24 protein-coding genes are annotated in these 16132 nt (G+C 63.2%); all 24 read left to right on the forward strand.

What is annotated here, in order from left to right:
- Positions 1–91: 91 nt before the first annotated feature.
- The 24 genes from IVA96_RS08560 (at position 92) to rpsE (ending at position 16130) form a co-directional block, all read left to right on the forward strand.
- On the forward strand, positions 92–2116 hold the full coding sequence (locus IVA96_RS08560; protein WP_247279360.1) for an ABC transporter ATP-binding protein: 2025 nt from the start codon (positions 92–94) through the stop codon (positions 2114–2116).
- Positions 2117–3006: 890 nt separating this feature from the next.
- Complete coding sequence (rpsL, locus tag IVA96_RS08565) at positions 3007–3378, forward strand: 30S ribosomal protein S12 (RefSeq protein WP_007603006.1); 372 nt, start codon at positions 3007–3009, stop codon at positions 3376–3378.
- Positions 3379–3393: 15 nt separating this feature from the next.
- Positions 3394–3864, forward strand: a complete 471-nt coding sequence (gene rpsG, locus IVA96_RS08570; protein WP_035709569.1) for a 30S ribosomal protein S7 — start codon at positions 3394–3396, stop codon at positions 3862–3864.
- A 32-nt stretch (positions 3865–3896) separates the two neighbouring features.
- Positions 3897–5969 (forward strand): elongation factor G, encoded by a 2073-nt coding sequence (fusA, locus tag IVA96_RS08575; protein ID WP_247279361.1) that lies wholly within the window; start codon positions 3897–3899, stop codon positions 5967–5969.
- 40 nt (positions 5970–6009) lie between these two features.
- Positions 6010–7200, forward strand: coding sequence for an elongation factor Tu (gene tuf / locus IVA96_RS08580; protein ID WP_211406468.1), 1191 nt, complete (start codon positions 6010–6012; stop codon positions 7198–7200).
- An 87-nt stretch (positions 7201–7287) separates the two neighbouring features.
- On the forward strand, positions 7288–7596 hold the full coding sequence (gene rpsJ / locus IVA96_RS08585) for a 30S ribosomal protein S10 (RefSeq protein ID WP_002712302.1): 309 nt from the start codon (positions 7288–7290) through the stop codon (positions 7594–7596).
- Positions 7597–7648: 52 nt separating this feature from the next.
- The gene (gene rplC, locus IVA96_RS08590; protein ID WP_247279362.1) at positions 7649–8362 is read left to right on the forward strand and encodes a 50S ribosomal protein L3; all 714 of its coding nucleotides are present in this window, start codon (positions 7649–7651) and stop codon (positions 8360–8362) included.
- Between the two features lies 1 nt (position 8363).
- On the forward strand, positions 8364–8984 hold the full coding sequence (rplD, locus tag IVA96_RS08595; protein WP_018647243.1) for a 50S ribosomal protein L4: 621 nt from the start codon (positions 8364–8366) through the stop codon (positions 8982–8984).
- The gene (locus IVA96_RS08600; protein WP_247279363.1) at positions 8981–9283 is read left to right on the forward strand and encodes a 50S ribosomal protein L23; all 303 of its coding nucleotides are present in this window, start codon (positions 8981–8983) and stop codon (positions 9281–9283) included. The genes rplD and IVA96_RS08600 overlap by 4 nt, the downstream gene beginning before the upstream one ends.
- Positions 9284–9295: 12 nt before the next feature.
- Positions 9296–10129 carry a 50S ribosomal protein L2 gene (gene rplB, locus IVA96_RS08605; protein ID WP_194467932.1) on the forward strand — a complete coding sequence of 278 codons (834 nt, stop codon included), beginning with the start codon at positions 9296–9298 and terminating at the stop codon, positions 10127–10129.
- A 12-nt stretch (positions 10130–10141) separates the two neighbouring features.
- A complete protein-coding gene (gene rpsS / locus IVA96_RS08610; RefSeq protein WP_008136357.1) occupies positions 10142–10420 on the forward strand; it encodes a 30S ribosomal protein S19 in 279 nt (92 codons plus the stop codon).
- A 10-nt stretch (positions 10421–10430) separates the two neighbouring features.
- Positions 10431–10820 carry a 50S ribosomal protein L22 gene (rplV, locus tag IVA96_RS08615; protein ID WP_035729589.1) on the forward strand — a complete coding sequence of 130 codons (390 nt, stop codon included), beginning with the start codon at positions 10431–10433 and terminating at the stop codon, positions 10818–10820.
- Positions 10821–10837: 17 nt separating this feature from the next.
- Positions 10838–11563, forward strand: coding sequence for a 30S ribosomal protein S3 (gene rpsC / locus IVA96_RS08620; RefSeq protein WP_247279364.1), 726 nt, complete (start codon positions 10838–10840; stop codon positions 11561–11563).
- A 30-nt stretch (positions 11564–11593) separates the two neighbouring features.
- Positions 11594–12007, forward strand: a complete 414-nt coding sequence (gene rplP / locus IVA96_RS08625; RefSeq protein ID WP_018647247.1) for a 50S ribosomal protein L16 — start codon at positions 11594–11596, stop codon at positions 12005–12007.
- Between the two features lie 5 nt (positions 12008–12012).
- Complete coding sequence (gene rpmC / locus IVA96_RS08630) at positions 12013–12219, forward strand: 50S ribosomal protein L29 (protein ID WP_011088144.1); 207 nt, start codon at positions 12013–12015, stop codon at positions 12217–12219.
- Positions 12220–12232: 13 nt separating this feature from the next.
- Entirely contained in the window at positions 12233–12481 is a 249-nt protein-coding gene (gene rpsQ / locus IVA96_RS08635; protein ID WP_008549247.1) for a 30S ribosomal protein S17, read from the forward strand.
- An 83-nt stretch (positions 12482–12564) separates the two neighbouring features.
- Positions 12565–12933, forward strand: a complete 369-nt coding sequence (gene rplN, locus IVA96_RS08640) for a 50S ribosomal protein L14 (RefSeq protein ID WP_008549246.1) — start codon at positions 12565–12567, stop codon at positions 12931–12933.
- Positions 12933–13247: a 50S ribosomal protein L24 gene (gene rplX, locus IVA96_RS08645; RefSeq protein WP_011088142.1), complete on the forward strand. Its 315-nt coding sequence runs from the start codon at positions 12933–12935 to the stop codon at positions 13245–13247. Before rplN ends, rplX begins: the two co-directional genes overlap by 1 nt.
- The gene (rplE, locus tag IVA96_RS08650; RefSeq protein ID WP_247279365.1) at positions 13240–13797 is read left to right on the forward strand and encodes a 50S ribosomal protein L5; all 558 of its coding nucleotides are present in this window, start codon (positions 13240–13242) and stop codon (positions 13795–13797) included. Before rplX ends, rplE begins: the two co-directional genes overlap by 8 nt.
- Positions 13798–13843: 46 nt before the next feature.
- A complete protein-coding gene (rpsN, locus tag IVA96_RS08655; RefSeq protein ID WP_018647251.1) occupies positions 13844–14149 on the forward strand; it encodes a 30S ribosomal protein S14 in 306 nt (101 codons plus the stop codon).
- A gap of 14 nt (positions 14150–14163) precedes the next feature.
- Positions 14164–14562, forward strand: a complete 399-nt coding sequence (rpsH, locus tag IVA96_RS08660) for a 30S ribosomal protein S8 (protein ID WP_008549240.1) — start codon at positions 14164–14166, stop codon at positions 14560–14562.
- Between the two features lie 16 nt (positions 14563–14578).
- Positions 14579–15112, forward strand: a complete 534-nt coding sequence (gene rplF, locus IVA96_RS08665; protein ID WP_247279366.1) for a 50S ribosomal protein L6 — start codon at positions 14579–14581, stop codon at positions 15110–15112.
- An 11-nt stretch (positions 15113–15123) separates the two neighbouring features.
- Positions 15124–15486, forward strand: a complete 363-nt coding sequence (rplR, locus tag IVA96_RS08670) for a 50S ribosomal protein L18 (protein WP_007603036.1) — start codon at positions 15124–15126, stop codon at positions 15484–15486.
- A gap of 47 nt (positions 15487–15533) precedes the next feature.
- The gene (rpsE, locus tag IVA96_RS08675; RefSeq protein ID WP_247279367.1) at positions 15534–16130 is read left to right on the forward strand and encodes a 30S ribosomal protein S5; all 597 of its coding nucleotides are present in this window, start codon (positions 15534–15536) and stop codon (positions 16128–16130) included.
- The last annotated feature ends 2 nt before the right edge of the window (positions 16131–16132 follow it).

Consider the following 16132-nt stretch of genomic DNA (forward strand, 5'->3'; position numbering starts at 1 on the left):
TCATCTTGATCGCATAGAATCGGTGCAATAGCGGTTGCCGCTATTCCTGCTTTCTCTGCGGTCATGCCGGCCGTCAGCATCGGTTGGTTTCATGGCGTCCAAGCCCCTCTCGCCCGACAAACAGAAGCCCGCCGTGGAAGAGGCGGCCGAGCGCGACGACAGGCTCGCCTCCAGCGCCAAGCCGGACCTCGAGGACCATGAGGATGACGAAGGCAAGGGGAAGCATGAGCTGGAGCTCGATGAGGACGATGAGGACGAGGATCTCGTCGTCTTTACTGCGCGCGAGGCTGCCGGTGCGCTCGCCACCATTGTCGGGTTCGTCAGGCCCTATCTGACCAACTACAAGCGGATGCTGTCATTCGTGGCGTTCGGCGTCTTGGTCGAGACCCTGTTCAACGTCATCATGCCGCTCAGCCTGAAGTACCTCATCGACGACGCGCTCGGCGAGGAGGACTTCCAGGCCCTCTACAAGATCCTCGGCGTGCTCGCGGTCGCCGGCATCTTCACCTCGATCGTCGCGGTCTGGTACGAGCGCTGGGACGCGCGGCTCGCTGCCTGCATCATTTCCGACGTGCGCAAACGCCTGTTCGAGCACGTCCAGGATCTGCCGGCGGCCTATTTCGGCCGCACCCGGCGCGGCGAGATCCTGTCGCGCTTTTCCGTCGATCTCTCGGCCTTCGAAGGTTCGGTCAAGACCTTTGCCAATAGCGCAGCGCTGCCGTTCCTGGAGCTGATCGCCGGCATCATCCTGATGGTGTTCCTGAACTGGCAGCTCGCGGCGGTCGCGCTGCTGGTGTTCCCGATCACGCTGATCGGTCCGCGCATCCTCACTCCGAAGGCAGTGCAGGCCAATTACGAGCAGAAGCTCAACGAGAGTGCGCTGCTCGGCATGGTGCAGGAGAACGTGGCGGCCCAGGCCGTGATCAAGGCGTTCAGCCTGCAGCGCAAGATGTTCGGCTTCTTCACCTTCCGCAACGACGAGACGCGCAACAAGATCGCCTCCGCCGCGTTCCTGTCGACCATGGTGGAGCGGACGGTCACCATCTCGGTGCTGCTCCTGCACCTGGTCGTGCTCGCGATCGGCGCATATCTGGCGACCAAGGGCCAGATCACCATCGGCACCTTCGTCACCTTCGAGAGCGCGTTCTGGGAGGTCTCCTACAACATCGCCCATGTGATGCATTTCATTCCGGTGTCGATCTCCTCGGCCGCCGCGATCCGGCACATCCAGGAATTGCTGGACGAACCGACGCGCGGCGCCGATCGCCCTGGCGCGCCCGACCTGCCACGCATCACCCACGACATCACCTTCGACCGTGTGACGTTCCAATACGAAGGCAGCCAGACGCCGGTGCTGGACAATCTCAGCCTTAAGCTCAATGCCGGCAAGCGCATTGCCATCGTCGGTCCCTCCGGCTCCGGCAAGAGCACGCTGCTCAATCTGATCCTGCGGCTCTACGTGCCCGACGAAGGCCGCCTCACCATCGACGGCGTCGACGTCCGCAAGGTGACGCTGGATTCGCTGCGCCGGAGCATGGCGGTAGTGTTTCAGGAGAACATGCTGTTCAACATGTCGATCCGCGAGAACATCCGGCTCGGCAAGGAGGGTGCGACCGATGAAGAGGTGGAGGAGGCGGCCAAAAAGGCCGAGATCCACCGCTACATCATGGGCCTGCCGCAGCGATACGACACCCCGGTGGGCGAGCGCGGCGATACGCTTTCGGGCGGCCAGCGCCAGCGCATCGCGATCGCGCGCGCGATCATCCGCAATCCGTCGGTGCTGCTGCTGGACGAAGCCACCTCGGCGCTCGACCAGACCACGGAAGCCGCGATCAACCGCACGCTGCTGAAGGTCGCCAAGGGCCGCACCATGATCTGGTCGACCCACCGCCTGACCTCGGTGGTCGAGATGGACGAGATCATCGTGATATCAGGGGGCAAGGCGATTGAGCGCGGCTCCCATGCCGAGCTGCTCGCCAGCAACGGCACCTATCGCAAGCTGTGGAACGATCAGGTCCACCAGCCCCATGGCGCGGTGGCTCACGCCGACGGCGACAGCGACGATGTTGACGAGGATGAAGACCTCGATGATGATGAGGACGACGAGGAGGAGTGACCGGGGTCGTTCGGCTGCAAAGCAATCGCCGTGCGCGATCCATGTCTCCTCGCCCAGAACGCGGACCCCGGCACCGAGTCGCTGATTCCCTGATGCGTGGCGTTCGGCCGACGCGAAGCCGCAGATTTTCGGCCCTTGGATTGGGCGCGCCGGCCCATCGGGGATCGACCAACGCTAGCCGAAAATCCAGGCGAGACTGGGCATCGTGGCGCGCCACGGAAGACTGGAAAGCCTGCCACGAGCCAGCGGATTGGGGTGTGGGCTGGAAAACACGCTCACTTTGGTAATAAAGCTACATTTAGTCCGGGTATAATTGTCTTCGGACCTAGCAAATCGAGCGCTTCATTCCCATGTGAGGCAGGGGCAGTGAGGTGGCCAAGAGGCTGTTTCTGCAGGCGCCTGAAGCGCTTTGTGACTGTCGTTTCACCTTGACTTGATCGATTCTCACTTATAGAAAGCGCCTCACTTAACGACAGGCGGTGAGCATCGCCAGCGTCGGAACGGGCCACCCGTTTGATCCCTCAGGGGATCGCTAAGGCGGGCACCAACCTCGACGAATGCCGCTCAAACGCTGTCGATCATAGCTAGGCAATGCCAGTGCGATTTTAGTTCTCTTGAGCACGTTCTCATGAGATCGAACTCGGATGCATGACCTCAGTGCGCGGGCCACGGCATTGTGCTGACCGGTCCAATACTGCGGTCCTCTGTGGCGTCGAAGCGCTTTCCGCTCGGTGATGGAGCGGTTGGCGCAATTTCGCTTTGTGCGGATTGATCTGCGCAAGGCGGCTCCGTCGGGCCGGTAGCTCGAAAGAATTTGCGGTCCCGGCAACGGGCCGCGGCAAGACAGCGGACCCGAAAGGGGCCGCGGCAGAACAAAGGGTAAGGCCAGGATGCCGACGATCAACCAGCTGATCGCTCAACCGCGGGAAGTGCAGAAGTCGCGCAAGAAGGTGCCGGCGCTGCAGCAGTCGCCGCAAAAGCGTGGTGTTTGCACCCGCGTCTACACCACGACCCCGAAGAAGCCGAACTCGGCGCTTCGTAAGGTCGCCAAGGTGCGCCTGACCAACGGCTTCGAGGTGATCGGCTACATCCCCGGCGAAGGTCATAACCTCCAGGAGCACTCGGTGGTCATGATCCGCGGCGGCCGCGTCAAGGACTTGCCCGGCGTGCGCTACCACATCCTCCGCGGCGTTCTGGATACCCAGGGCGTCAAAAACCGTAAGCAGCGTCGTTCGAAGTACGGCGCCAAGCGTCCGAAGTAAGCGGGAACCTCGTCCATGTCTCGTCGCCATTCTGCTGAAAAGCGTGAAGTCCTTCCCGATCCGAAGTTCGGGAACATCATCGTCACGAAGTTCATGAACTCGGTGATGTATGCCGGCAAGAAGTCGGTCGCCGAGGGCATCGTCTACGGTGCGTTCGGTATCATCGAAACCAAGACCAAGCAGAACCCGCTCGGCGTGTTCGAGCAGGCGCTCGAGAACGTCATGCCGACGATCGAAGTGCGTTCCCGCCGCGTCGGCGGCGCGACCTACCAGGTTCCGGTCGAGGTTCGCTCGACCCGCCGGCAGGCTCTCGGCATTCGCTGGCTGATCGCGGCCGCGCGCGAGCGCAACGAGAAGACGATGACCGAGCGGCTCTCGGCGGAGCTTTTGGACGCATCGAACAACCGGGGGAACGCCGTCAAGAAGCGCGAAGACGTGCACCGCATGGCGGAAGCCAACCGCGCCTTCTCGCACTATCGCTGGTAACGGCGAAACCAACGGACTCGCAAGGAACACCCATGCCCCGCCAACATGCCATCGAGGACTACCGTAATTTCGGTATCATGGCGCATATCGACGCCGGCAAGACGACGACGACCGAGCGCATCCTCTATTACACCGGCAAGAGCCACAAGATCGGCGAAGTGCACGAAGGTGCCGCGACGATGGACTGGATGGAGCAGGAGCAGGAGCGTGGCATCACGATCACCTCGGCTGCGACCACCGCGTTCTGGAACGGCAAGCGCCTGAACATCATCGACACGCCCGGCCACGTCGACTTCACCATCGAAGTTGAGCGCAGCTTGCGCGTGCTCGACGGCGCCGTCTGCGTGCTCGACTCGAACCAGGGCGTCGAGCCCCAGACCGAGACGGTCTGGCGCCAGGGCGACAAGTACAAGGTTCCGCGCATCGTCTTCGCCAACAAGATGGACAAGATCGGTGCGGACTTCTTCAAGTGCCTGGCTGACATCGTCGATCGCCTCGGCGCCAAGCCCGTCGCGATTCAGCTTCCGATCGGTGCCGAGAACAACTTCAAGGGTCTCGTCGACCTCGTGAAGATGAGGGGCGTCGTCTGGAACGATGAATCGCTCGGCGCGAAGTTCGACTATGTCGATATTCCGGAAGAGCTCGTCGATCAGGCCAAGGAATACCGCGAGAAGATGGTGGAAGCCGCCGTCGAGCTCGACGACGACGCCATGGCCGCTTATCTCGACGGCAAGGAGCCGGACGAGGCGACGTTGAAGCGGCTGATCCGCAAGGCGGTGCTGACCGGCGCGTTCTATCCCGTGCTGTGCGGCTCGGCCTTCAAGAACAAGGGCGTGCAGCCGCTGCTCGACGCCGTCGTCGACTATCTGCCGTCGCCGCTCGACGTGCCCGCGATCAAGGGCACCGACGACAAGGGCAACGAAGTCGTGCGCAAGGCGGACGACAAGGAGCCGTTGGCGCTGCTCGCGTTCAAGATCATGGACGACCCGTTCGTCGGCACCATCACCTTCTGCCGCATCTACTCCGGCGTTCTACAGAGCGGCACCGGCGTCGTGAACTCGACCCGCGAGAAGAAGGAGCGCATCGGGCGCATGCTGTTGATGCATGCGAACAACCGCGAGGACATCAAGGAAGCCTATGCCGGCGACATCGTCGCGCTGGCCGGCCTGAAGGAAGCGCGCACCGGCGACACGCTGTGCGATCCCGACAAGCAGGTGATTCTGGAGAAGATGGAATTCCCCGAGCCGGTCATCGAGATCGCGATCGAGCCGAAGTCCAAGGCCGACCAGGAGAAGCTGGGCGTGGCGCTGGCCAAGCTCGCCGCGGAGGATCCGTCCTTCCGCGTGTCGACCGACCACGAGTCCGGCCAAACCATCCTCAAGGGCATGGGCGAACTTCATCTCGACATCAAGGTCGACATCCTCAAGCGCACCTACAAGGTCGACGCCAACATCGGTGCGCCGCAGGTGGCGTTCCGTGAGCGCATCACCAAGCGGGTGGAGCACAGCTACACCCACAAGAAGCAGACCGGCGGTACCGGCCAGTTCGCGGCCGTGTCGTTCATCGTCGAGCCGAACGAGCCCGGCAAGGGCTTCGAGTTCGAATCGAAGGTCGTCGGCGGCGCGGTGCCGAAGGAATACATCCCCGGCGTCGAGAAGGGCCTGGAGAGCGTGCTGTCGTCCGGCGTGGTCGCTGGCTTCCCCGTGGTCGACGTCAAGGTGACGCTCGTCGACGGCAAGTATCACGACGTCGACTCGTCGGCGCTCGCCTTCGAAATCGCCTCGCGCGCCTGCTTCCGCGAAGCGCTCCAGATGGGCAAGTCCGTCCTGCTCGAGCCGATCATGAAGGTCGAAGTGGTGACCCCGGAAGACTACACCGGCTCGGTCATCGGCGACCTGAACTCCCGGCGCGGTCAGATCCAGGGTCAGGACATGCGCGGCAACGCCAACGTCATCAATGCGATGGTGCCGCTCATGAACATGTTCGGTTACGTGAACAATCTGCGCTCGATGAGCCAGGGTCGCGCGACCTTCACCATGCAGTTCGACCACTACGCAGAAGCGCCGGCCAACGTGTCGGCAGAAGTCCAGAAGAAGTTTGCCTGATTGTCGTCGGTCTCAAGCTGACGATTGAACGGAGAGTCAAATGGCCAAAGCAAAGTTTGAACGTAACAAGCCGCACTGCAACATCGGCACCATCGGTCACGTCGACCATGGCAAGACGTCGCTGACCGCGGCGATCACCAAGATCCTCGCCGAGACCGGCGGCGCGACGTTCACCGCGTACGACCAGATCGACAAGGCGCCGGAAGAGAAGGCGCGCGGTATCACCATCTCGACCGCCCACGTCGAGTATGAGACGAAGAACCGCCACTACGCCCACGTCGACTGCCCCGGCCACGCCGACTACGTCAAGAACATGATCACCGGCGCCGCCCAGATGGACGGTGCGATCCTGGTCGTGTCGGCCGCTGACGGCCCGATGCCGCAGACCCGCGAGCACATCCTGCTCGCCCGTCAGGTCGGCGTGCCCGCGCTCGTCGTGTTCCTCAACAAGTGCGACATGGTTGACGATCCGGAGCTGCTCGAGCTCGTCGAACTCGAAGTCCGTGAGCTGCTCTCGAAGTACGAATTCCCCGGCGACAAGATTCCGATCATCAAGGGTTCGGCACTGGCCGCTCTCGAAGATTCCGACAAGAAGCTCGGCCACGACGCCATCCTCGAGCTGATGCGCAACGTCGACGAGTACATCCCGCAGCCGGAGCGTCCGATCGACCAGCCGTTCCTGATGCCGGTTGAAGACGTGTTCTCGATCTCGGGCCGCGGCACCGTCGTGACCGGCCGTGTCGAGCGCGGCGTCGTCAAGGTCGGCGAGGAAATCGAGATCGTCGGTCTGCGCGCGACCCAGAAGACCACCGTCACCGGCGTCGAAATGTTCCGCAAGCTGCTCGATCAGGGCCAGGCCGGCGACAACATCGGCGCGCTGCTCCGCGGCACCAAGCGCGAGGACGTCGAGCGCGGCCAGGTTCTGGCCAAGCCCGGTTCGGTCAAGCCGCACACCAAGTTCAAGGCAGAGGCCTACATCCTCACCAAGGAAGAGGGCGGTCGCCACACCCCGTTCTTCACCAACTACCGTCCGCAGTTCTACTTCCGCACCACCGACGTGACCGGTGTCGTGCACCTGCCGGAAGGCACCGAGATGGTGATGCCGGGCGACAACATCGCGATGGAAGTGCACCTGATCGTGCCGATCGCGATGGAAGAGAAGCTCCGCTTCGCGATCCGCGAAGGCGGCCGCACCGTCGGTGCCGGCGTCGTCGCCTCGATCATCGAGTAAACAAGCGAATAGGGAATGGTGAGTGGCGAATAGGGAGTTCTATTTCGCTACTCGCTACTCGCCACTCTACTCAAAGAAAGCACGGCAATGAACGGCCAAAACATTCGTATCCGTCTCAAGGCGTTCGACCATCGTATCCTCGATACGTCGACCCGTGAGATCGTGAACACGGCGAAGCGCACCGGCGCGCAGGTCCGCGGACCCATTCCGCTGCCCACCCGCATCGAGAAGTTCACCGTCAACCGTTCGCCCCACGTCGACAAGAAGAGCCGCGAACAGTTCGAGATGCGCACTCACAAGCGCCTGCTCGACATCGTCGATCCGACCCCGCAGACCGTCGATGCTTTGATGAAGCTCGACCTTGCCGCCGGTGTCGACGTCGAGATCAAGCTCTAAGATTTTGGATCCCGTTCGCGTCAAGCGGACAGAAAGAACAGGAAGCAAGCCGATGCGCTCCGGAGTGATCGCACAAAAGGTCGGGATGACGCGGGTCTTCACGGAGGCCGGCGAACATATCCCCGTGACCGTGCTGAAGCTCGGCAATTGCCAGGTCGTAGGCCACCGCACCGAAGAGAAGAACGGTTACGTCGCGCTCCAGCTCGGTTCTGGCAGCCGCAAGACCGTTTACATGCCCAAGGCCGAGCGCGGTCAGTTCGCCGTCGCCAAGGTCGAGCCGAAGCGCCGGGTCGAGGAATTCCGCGTCACCGCGGATGCCATGATCCCGGTCGGCGCCGAGATCCAGGCCGATCACTTCGTCGTCGGCCAGTTCGTCGACGTGACCGGCACCTCCGTCGGTAAGGGTTTTGCCGGCGGTATGAAGCGCTGGAACTTCGGCGGTCTGCGCGCCACGCACGGTGTGTCGATCTCGCACCGCTCGATCGGTTCGACCGGTGGCCGTCAGGACCCCGGCAAGACCTGGAAGAACAAGAAGATGCCCGGCCACATGGGTGTCGATCGCATCACCACGCTCAATCTTCGTGTCGTCCAGACCGATGTCGAGCGCGGCCTGATCCTCGTCGAAGGCGCCGTTCCCGGCTCCAAGGGCGGCTGGATCCGCGTGCGCGACGCCGTCAAGAAGCCGCTGCCGAAGGAAGCTCCGAAGCCCGGCAAGTTCAAGGTTGCTGGCGAAGCGGAAGTCGCCCCGGCTGCGCAGGAGGCGTGAGATGGAATTGAAGGTCACGACCCTCGAAGGTAAGGAAGCCGGCTCGGTCCAGCTTTCCGACGCCATTTTCGGCCTCGAGCCGCGCGAGGACATCATCGCGCGCTGCGTGCAGTGGCAGCTCAACAAGCGCCAGGCCGGCACGCACAAGGCCAAGGGCCGCGCCGAGATCTGGCGCACCGGCAAGAAGATGTACAAGCAGAAGGGCACCGGCGGTGCTCGTCACGGCTCGGCCCGCGTGCCGCAGTTCCGTGGCGGCGGCCGTGCCTTCGGCCCGGTGGTGCGCTCGCACGCCACCGACCTGCCGAAGAAGGTCCGCGCGCTCGCGTTGAAGCATGCGCTCTCGGCCAAGGCCAAGGACGGCGATCTCGTCGTGATCGAGAAGGCCGCGCTGGAAGCCGCCAAGACCAAGGCGCTGCTCGGTCACTTCTCGGGCCTGGGACTCACCAACGCGCTGATCATCGATGGTGCCGAGCTCAACAACGGATTTGCCGCGGCCGCGCGTAACATCCCGAACATGGACGTGCTGCCGATCCAGGGCATCAACGTCTATGACATCCTGCGCCGTCAGAAGCTCGTTCTGACCAAGGCCGCCATCGATGCGCTGGAGGCGCGCTTCAAATGACGAAGAACATTGAGCCTCGCCACTACGACGTGATCCTGTCGCCGGTCGTGACCGAAAAGGCGACGATCGCCTCGGAGCACAACAAGGTGCTGTTCAAGGTGGCCGCGAAGGCGACCAAGCCGCAGATCAAGGAAGCGATCGAGAAGCTGTTCGACGTCAAGGTCAAGAGCGTCAACACGCTGGTCCGCAAGGGCAAGACCAAGGTCTTCCGCGGCAATCTCGGCTCGCAGTCGAACACCAAGCGCGCGATCGTGACCCTCGAAGAGGGTCACCGGATCGACGTCACCACCGGTCTGTAAGGTCGTACGACGATGGCACTGAAGACATTCAATCCCACGACGCCGGGCCAGCGCCAGCTGGTCATGGTCGATCGTTCGGCCCTTTACAAGGGCAAGCCGCTGAAGGCGCTGACCGAGGGCAAGAAGTCCTCGGGCGGTCGCAACAACACCGGCCGCATCACCGTGCGCTTCCGCGGCGGCGGTCACAAGCAGACGCTGCGCACCGTCGACTTCAAGCGCGAGAAGATCGACGTGCCCGCGACGGTCGAGCGGCTCGAATACGATCCGAACCGCACCGGATTCATCGCCCTGATCAAGTATCAGGACGGCGAGCAGGCCTACATCCTGGCGCCGCAACGCCTGGCCGTTGGCGACACCATCGTCGCCGGCAACTATGTCGACGTGAAGCCGGGCAACGTCATGCCTCTCGGCAACATGCCGGTCGGCACGATCATCCACAACATCGAGGTCAAGATCGGCAAGGGCGGCCAGCTCGCCCGTTCCGCGGGCACCTACGCCCAGCTCGTCGGTCGCGACCAAGACTACGTCATCATCCGCCTGAACTCGGGCGAGCAGCGCCTCGTGCACGGCCGTTGCCGCGGCACGATCGGCGCCGTGTCGAACCCGGATCACATGAACACCTCGATCGGCAAGGCCGGCCGCAAGCGTTGGATGGGCCGTCGGCCGCACAACCGCGGTGTCGCGATGAACCCGATCGACCATCCGCACGGCGGTGGTGAAGGTCGTACCTCGGGCGGTCGCCACCCGGTCACTCCGTGGGGCAAGCCGACCAAGGGCAAGAAGACCCGCACCAACAAGTCGACCAACAAATTCATCCTCCTAAGCCGCCACAAGCGGAAGAAGTAAGGAACGCCGGACATGGTTCGTTCAGTCTGGAAAGGCCCGTTCGTCGAGGGTTCTCTGCTCAAGAAGGCAGATGCCGCGCGCGCGTCCGGCCGTCACGACGTCATCAAGATCTGGAGCCGTCGCTCGACGATCCTGCCGCAGTTCGTCGGCCTGACCTTCGGCGTCTACAACGGTCAGAAGCACGTGCCGGTGGCCGTCAACGAGGAAATGGTCGGTCACAAGTTCGGCGAGTTCTCGCCGACCCGGACCTTCCATGGCCACTCCGGCGACAAGAAAGCCAAGAAGGCTTGAGGATTAAACGATGAGCAAACCTAAGCGCGAACGGAGCCTCGCCGACAACGAGGCCAAGGCGGTCGCCCGGATGCTGCGGGTAAGCCCGCAGAAGCTCAACCTGGTCGCCCAGCTCATTCGCGGCCGGAAGGCGTCTGCCGCGCTCGCTGACCTGCAGTTTTCGCGCAAGCGGATCGCGGTCGATGTGAAGAAGTGCCTGGAATCGGCTATCGCCAATGCCGAGAACAATCACGACCTCGACGTCGATGATCTCGTCGTGGCGCAGGCTTTCGTCGGCAATGGCCTCGTGATGAAGCGCTTCGCCGCCCGCGGCCGTGGCCGCTCGGGCCGTGTCTACAAACCATTTTCGCAACTGACGATCATCGTTCGTCAGGTCGAAGCCGAAGCAGCAGCCGCTTAAAGGCGCAGGAGAACACGATGGGTCAAAAGATCAATCCGATCGGTCTGCGTCTCGGCATCAACCGGACCTGGGATTCTCGCTGGTTCGCCGGCAAGCAGGAATACGGCAAGCTGCTGCACGAGGACGTCAAGATCCGCGAGATCCTGCACAAGGAACTCAAGCAGGCCGCCGTCGCCCGCATCGTGATCGAGCGTCCGCACAAGAAGTGTCGCGTCACCATCCACTCGGCCCGTCCGGGCGTGGTGATCGGCAAGAAGGGCGCCGACATCGACAAGCTGCGCAAGAAGGTCGCGGACATTACCTCGTCCGACGTCGTCATCAACATCGTCGAGATCCGCAAGCCGGAGCTCGACGCGACGCTGGTGGCCGAGTCGATTGCGCAGCAGCTCGAGCGCCGCGTGGCGTTCCGCCGCGCCATGAAGCGCGCCGTGCAATCGGCAATGCGTCTCGGCGCGGAAGGCATCCGCATCAACTGCTCGGGACGCCTTGGCGGTGCGGAAATCGCGCGCATGGAGTGGTACCGCGAAGGTCGCGTGCCGCTGCACACGCTGCGCGCCGACATCGACTACGGCGTTGCGACCGCGTTCACAACCTTCGGCACGTGCGGCGTCAAGGTCTGGATCTTCAAGGGCGAGATCCTCGAGCACGATCCGATGGCCCAGGACAAGAGAATGGCCGAAGGCGAGACGGGCGGCAGTGGTGATCGTGGTGGCCGTCAGCGCCGCGATTCGGCTGCAGCCTGAGCCAGCACAGGAATTTGAGGGCTTAAAGCCATGATGCAACCTAAGAAAACGAAGTTCCGGAAGGCGCATAAGGGCCGCATCCACGGCGTTGCGTCTTCGGGCGCGACGTTGGCCTTCGGCCAGTACGGCTTGAAGGCGACCGAGCCTGAGCGCGTCACCGCGCGGCAGATCGAAGCCGCCCGCCGCGCGCTGACCCGCCACATGAAGCGCGCCGGCCGCGTCTGGATCCGCGTGTTCCCCGACGTTCCGGTGTCGAAGAAGCCGGCCGAAGTCCGCATGGGCTCCGGCAAGGGTTCGCCGGAACTGTGGGTCGCGCGCGTCAAGCCGGGCCGGGTGCTGTTCGAGATCGACGGCGTCAACACCCAGACCGCGCGCGAGGCGCTGACCCTGGCGGCCGCCAAGCTGCCGATCAAGACGCGCTTCGTCGAGCGCATTGCGGAGTAATGCCCATGGCCCAGATGAAGATCGAAGACATCCGCGCGATGAGCCCCGACCAGCAGGATGATGCCATCCTGAACCTGAAGAAGGAGCGCTTTAACCTGCGCTTCCAGCGCGCCACTGGGCAGCTCGAGAACACCTCGCGCCTGCGCGAGGCTAGGCGCGACATCGCCCGGATCAAGACCGTCGCCGCGCAGACGCGCGCGAAGAAGAAGTAAGAGGCTTACGAAGATGCCGAAACGTACTCTGCAGGGCGTGGTCGTCAGCGACAAGCAAGCCAAGACCATCGTGGTGCGCGTCGACCGCCGCTTCACGCACCCGATCTACAAGAAGACGATCCGCCGTTCGAAGAACTATCACGCGCACGACGAGAGCAACCAGTTCAAGCCGGGCGACGTGGTGTGGATCGAGGAATCGAAGCCGATTTCGAAGTTGAAGCGCTGGGTCGTGATCCGGGGCGAGCACAAGAAAAGCGCCTGATCTGTTGGCTTTAGCCGACCGACTTCAGGGAAATGTTGAGCGCCGGCTGGGCTGGCGCAAAGAGAAGAGGACGAGGTGCATCAATGATTCAGATGCAGACCAACCTCGACGTGGCCGACAATTCTGGCGCACGCCGTGTCATGTGTATCAAGGTGCTCGGAGGCTCCAAGCGCCGCTACGCCACGATCGGCGACATCATCGTCGTCTCGATCAAGGAAGCCATTCCGCGTGGCAAGGTGAAGAAGGGCGACGTGATGAAGGCCGTCGTGGTGCGCGTCCGCAAGGACATCCGCCGCGCCGACGGTTCGGTGATCCGCTTCGACCGCAACGCGGCCGTCCTGATCAACAACCAGGCCGAGCCGGTCGGGACCCGCATCTTCGGGCCCGTGCCGCGCGAGCTGCGCGCCAAGAACCACATGAAGATCATTTCGCTCGCGCCGGAGGTGCTGTGATGGCTGCGAAGATCCGCAAGGGCGACAAGGTCGTCGTGCTGACCGGTCGCGACAAGGGCCGGACCGGCGAGGTGTTCGAGGTGCGCCCCGACGCCGGGACCGCGCTCGTGCGCGGCATCAACATGGTCAAGCGTCACCAGAAGCAGACGCAGGCCCAGGAGGGCGGCATCATCTCGAAAGAGGCGCCGATCCAACTGTCCAACATCGCGTATGTCGGCAAGGACGGAAAGCCGACCCGCGTCGGATTCAAGATTCTGGCGGACGGCAAGAAGGTCCGCATCGCCAAGAGCTCGGGAGCTGAGATCGATGGCTGAGGCCGCTTACACGCCGCGCCTGCGCGCGGAATATGATGCGAAGATCCGCACGGCTCTGACCGAGAAGTTCGGTTACGAGAACGTCATGCAGGTTCCGCGTCTGGATAAGGTCGTGCTAAATATGGGCGTTGGCGATTCCGTCAACGATCGCAAGAAGGCCGAGACCGCCGCTGCCGAACTGACCCAGATCGCCGGCCAGAAGGCGATCGTGACCTATTCGCGCGTCGCGATCGCGACCTTCAAGCTGCGTGAGAATCAGCCGATCGGCTGCAAGGTCACGCTGCGCAAGGCGCGCATGTACGAGTTCATCGATCGCCTAGTGACGGTCGCGCTGCCGCGCGTCCGCGACTTCCGCGGCCTGAACCCGAAGAGCTTCGACGGCCGCGGCAACTACTCGCTCGGCATCAAGGAGCACATCATTTTCCCCGAGATCGACTTCGACAAGGTCACGGAAGCCCGCGGTATGGACATCACCGTCTGCACCACGGCCAAGACCGACGAAGAGGCGAGGGCCTTGTTGACCGCTTTCAATTTCCCGTTCCGGCAGTGAGACGCTGAGCTAAAGCCTCTCAAACGCGGATACCCAGGAGCCAAGCATGGCAAAGAAGAGTTCAGTCGAGAAGAACAACCGGCGCAAGCGGATGGTGAAGAACGCCGCCGCCAAGCGCGAGCGGTTGAAGGCGATCATCGCCGACAAGAAGCTACCGATGGAAGAGCGCTTCGCTGCGACGTTGAAGCTGGCGGAAATGCCGCGCAACTCGTCGGCGACCCGCATCCGTCTGCGTTGCGAGCTGTCGGGCCGTCCCCGCTCGAACTACCGCAAGAACAAGCTGTCCCGTATCGCGCTGCGCGACCTTGGCTCCAAGGGCATGGTCCCGGGCCTCGTCAAGTCGAGCTGGTAAGGAGGGTCGTTTAGATGTCTACGCACGATCCAATCAGCGATCTGATCACCCGCATCCGCAACGCGCAGATGCGCTCCAAGACCAAGGTCTCCACGCCTGGCTCGAAGATGCGCGAGAACGTGCTCGAGGTGCTGAAGTCCGAGGGCTACATCCGCGGTTACGCCACGCTTGAGCATCCCTCGGGCCGCAGCGAGATCGAGATCGAGCTGAAGTATTTCGACGGCGAGCCCGTCATCCGCGAGATCGAACGGGTCTCCAAGCCGGGGCGTCGTGTCTACGCCTCGGTGAAGGCTCTGCCGCGGGTCAACAACGGACTCGGCATTTCGGTGTTGTCGACGCCGAAGGGGATTATGGCCGACCACAGCGCGCGCGACGCGAATGTGGGCGGCGAAGTCCTCTTCACGGTGTTCTGAGAAGGATTTTTGATCCATGTCACGTGTTGGCAAAAGGCCTGTAGCGGTTCCGTCGGGCGTTACCGCGACCGTTGATGGGCAGACCGTCAAGATGAAGGGGCCGAAGGGCCAGCTTCAGTTCGTCGTCCATGACGACGTCGAGGTGAAGCTCGAGAGCGGCGAGATCAAGGTCAAGCCGCGGTTCGAGACCAATCGCGCGCGGGCGCTGTACGGCACCGCTCGCGCTCAGGTCGCGAACCTCGTCGAGGGCGTCACCAAGGGCTTCGAGAAGAAGCTCGAGATCACCGGCGTCGGCTACCGCGCCGCGATGCAGGGCAAGAACCTGCAGCTTGCGCTCGGTTACAGCCACGACGTGATCTATCCGATCCCGGAAGGGATCACGATCACCGTGCCGAAGCCGACCGAGATCACGGTGACCGGCAGCGACGTCCAGCGCGTTGGCCAGGTCGCAGCCGAGATCCGCGGCTATCGCCCGCCGGAGCCCTATAAGGGCAAAGGCGTGAAGTATGTTGGCGAATTCATCTTCCGCAAGGAAGGCAAGAAGAAGTAACGGAGCCGGTCATGTCGAAAGCCAAGGTTACGAATGCCCGGCGCAAGCGGAGTGTGCGGCTGAAGCTGCGCCGCTCCGGTGGTGGCCGTCCGCGCCTGTCGGTGTTCCGCTCGTCCAAGCACATCTACGCCCAGGTCATCGACGACCTGAAGGGCGAGACGCTGGCCTCTGCCTCTTCGCTCGAGAAGTCGATGCGGGACGGCGGCAAGACCGGCGCCGACATCGATGCGGCGAAGGCGGTCGGCAAGCTGCTGGCGGAGCGCGCTGCCGAGAAGGGCGTCAAGGAAGTCGTGTTCGATCGCGGCAGCTATCTCTATCACGGGCGCGTCAAGGCTCTTGCCGACGCCGCGCGTGAGAGTGGGCTGAGCTTCTAACAGAATTTGAGGATTGAGGCGCAAGCCTCTGAAGGATTGGAAAAACCATGGCAGCTGAACGCGAACAACGTGGTGGACGCGATCAACGCGGCGGCGGACGTGAACGCAGGGAGCGCGAGGAGCGCGACAGCGAGTTCGTCGACAAGCTCGTCCACATCAACCGCGTGGCCAAGGTCGTCAAGGGCGGCAAGCGCTTCGGTTTCGCAGCGCTGGTCGTGATCGGCGATCAGAAGGGCCGCGCCGGCTTCGGTCACGGCAAGGCGCGCGAAGTGCCTGAGGCGATCCGCAAGGCGACCGAATCCGCCAAGCGCAACCTGACTCGCGTGTCGCTGCGCGAGGGCCGCACGCTCCATCACGACATCGCCGGCCGTCATGGCGCGGGCCGTGTCTACCTGCGTGCCGCCCCGGCCGGCACCGGCATCATCGCCGGTGGCCCGATGCGCGCCGTGTTCGAGACGCTCGGCGTCCAGGACGTGGTGGCGAAGTCGATCGGCTCGTCGAACCCGTACAACATGGTTCGCGCCACCTTCGACGCGCTGAAGCATCAGGATTCGCCGCGCTCGGTTGCTGCCCGCCGCAACATCAAGGTGTCCACCCTCCAGTCCCGTCGTATCGGCGGTGACGCCGAGGCGACTGCCGACTAACG

It is taken from the genome of Bradyrhizobium sp. 159, assembly GCF_023073795.1.
Taxonomy (GTDB): domain Bacteria; phylum Pseudomonadota; class Alphaproteobacteria; order Rhizobiales; family Xanthobacteraceae; genus Bradyrhizobium.

Excerpts from the sequence above, each read along its gene's own strand:
- IVA96_RS08560 (WP_247279360.1), top strand. The coding sequence starts at position 92 with ATGGCGTCCAAGCCCCTCTCGCCCGACAAACAGAAGCCCGCCGTGGAA.
- rpsL (WP_007603006.1), top strand. The coding sequence starts at position 3,007 with ATGCCGACGATCAACCAGCTGATCGCTCAACCGCGGGAAGTGCAGAAG.
- rpsG (WP_035709569.1), top strand. The coding sequence starts at position 3,394 with ATGTCTCGTCGCCATTCTGCTGAAAAGCGTGAAGTCCTTCCCGATCCG.
- fusA (WP_247279361.1), top strand. The coding sequence starts at position 3,897 with ATGCCCCGCCAACATGCCATCGAGGACTACCGTAATTTCGGTATCATG.
- tuf (WP_211406468.1), top strand. The coding sequence starts at position 6,010 with ATGGCCAAAGCAAAGTTTGAACGTAACAAGCCGCACTGCAACATCGGC.
- rpsJ (WP_002712302.1), top strand. The coding sequence starts at position 7,288 with ATGAACGGCCAAAACATTCGTATCCGTCTCAAGGCGTTCGACCATCGT.
- rplC (WP_247279362.1), top strand. The coding sequence starts at position 7,649 with ATGCGCTCCGGAGTGATCGCACAAAAGGTCGGGATGACGCGGGTCTTC.
- rplD (WP_018647243.1), top strand. The coding sequence starts at position 8,364 with ATGGAATTGAAGGTCACGACCCTCGAAGGTAAGGAAGCCGGCTCGGTC.
- IVA96_RS08600 (WP_247279363.1), top strand. The coding sequence starts at position 8,981 with ATGACGAAGAACATTGAGCCTCGCCACTACGACGTGATCCTGTCGCCG.
- rplB (WP_194467932.1), top strand. The coding sequence starts at position 9,296 with ATGGCACTGAAGACATTCAATCCCACGACGCCGGGCCAGCGCCAGCTG.
- rpsS (WP_008136357.1), top strand. The coding sequence starts at position 10,142 with ATGGTTCGTTCAGTCTGGAAAGGCCCGTTCGTCGAGGGTTCTCTGCTC.
- rplV (WP_035729589.1), top strand. The coding sequence starts at position 10,431 with ATGAGCAAACCTAAGCGCGAACGGAGCCTCGCCGACAACGAGGCCAAG.
- rpsC (WP_247279364.1), top strand. The coding sequence starts at position 10,838 with ATGGGTCAAAAGATCAATCCGATCGGTCTGCGTCTCGGCATCAACCGG.
- rplP (WP_018647247.1), top strand. The coding sequence starts at position 11,594 with ATGATGCAACCTAAGAAAACGAAGTTCCGGAAGGCGCATAAGGGCCGC.
- rpmC (WP_011088144.1), top strand. The coding sequence starts at position 12,013 with ATGGCCCAGATGAAGATCGAAGACATCCGCGCGATGAGCCCCGACCAG.
- rpsQ (WP_008549247.1), top strand. The coding sequence starts at position 12,233 with ATGCCGAAACGTACTCTGCAGGGCGTGGTCGTCAGCGACAAGCAAGCC.
- rplN (WP_008549246.1), top strand. The coding sequence starts at position 12,565 with ATGATTCAGATGCAGACCAACCTCGACGTGGCCGACAATTCTGGCGCA.
- rplX (WP_011088142.1), top strand. The coding sequence starts at position 12,933 with ATGGCTGCGAAGATCCGCAAGGGCGACAAGGTCGTCGTGCTGACCGGT.
- rplE (WP_247279365.1), top strand. The coding sequence starts at position 13,240 with ATGGCTGAGGCCGCTTACACGCCGCGCCTGCGCGCGGAATATGATGCG.
- rpsN (WP_018647251.1), top strand. The coding sequence starts at position 13,844 with ATGGCAAAGAAGAGTTCAGTCGAGAAGAACAACCGGCGCAAGCGGATG.
- rpsH (WP_008549240.1), top strand. The coding sequence starts at position 14,164 with ATGTCTACGCACGATCCAATCAGCGATCTGATCACCCGCATCCGCAAC.
- rplF (WP_247279366.1), top strand. The coding sequence starts at position 14,579 with ATGTCACGTGTTGGCAAAAGGCCTGTAGCGGTTCCGTCGGGCGTTACC.
- rplR (WP_007603036.1), top strand. The coding sequence starts at position 15,124 with ATGTCGAAAGCCAAGGTTACGAATGCCCGGCGCAAGCGGAGTGTGCGG.
- rpsE (WP_247279367.1), top strand. The coding sequence starts at position 15,534 with ATGGCAGCTGAACGCGAACAACGTGGTGGACGCGATCAACGCGGCGGC.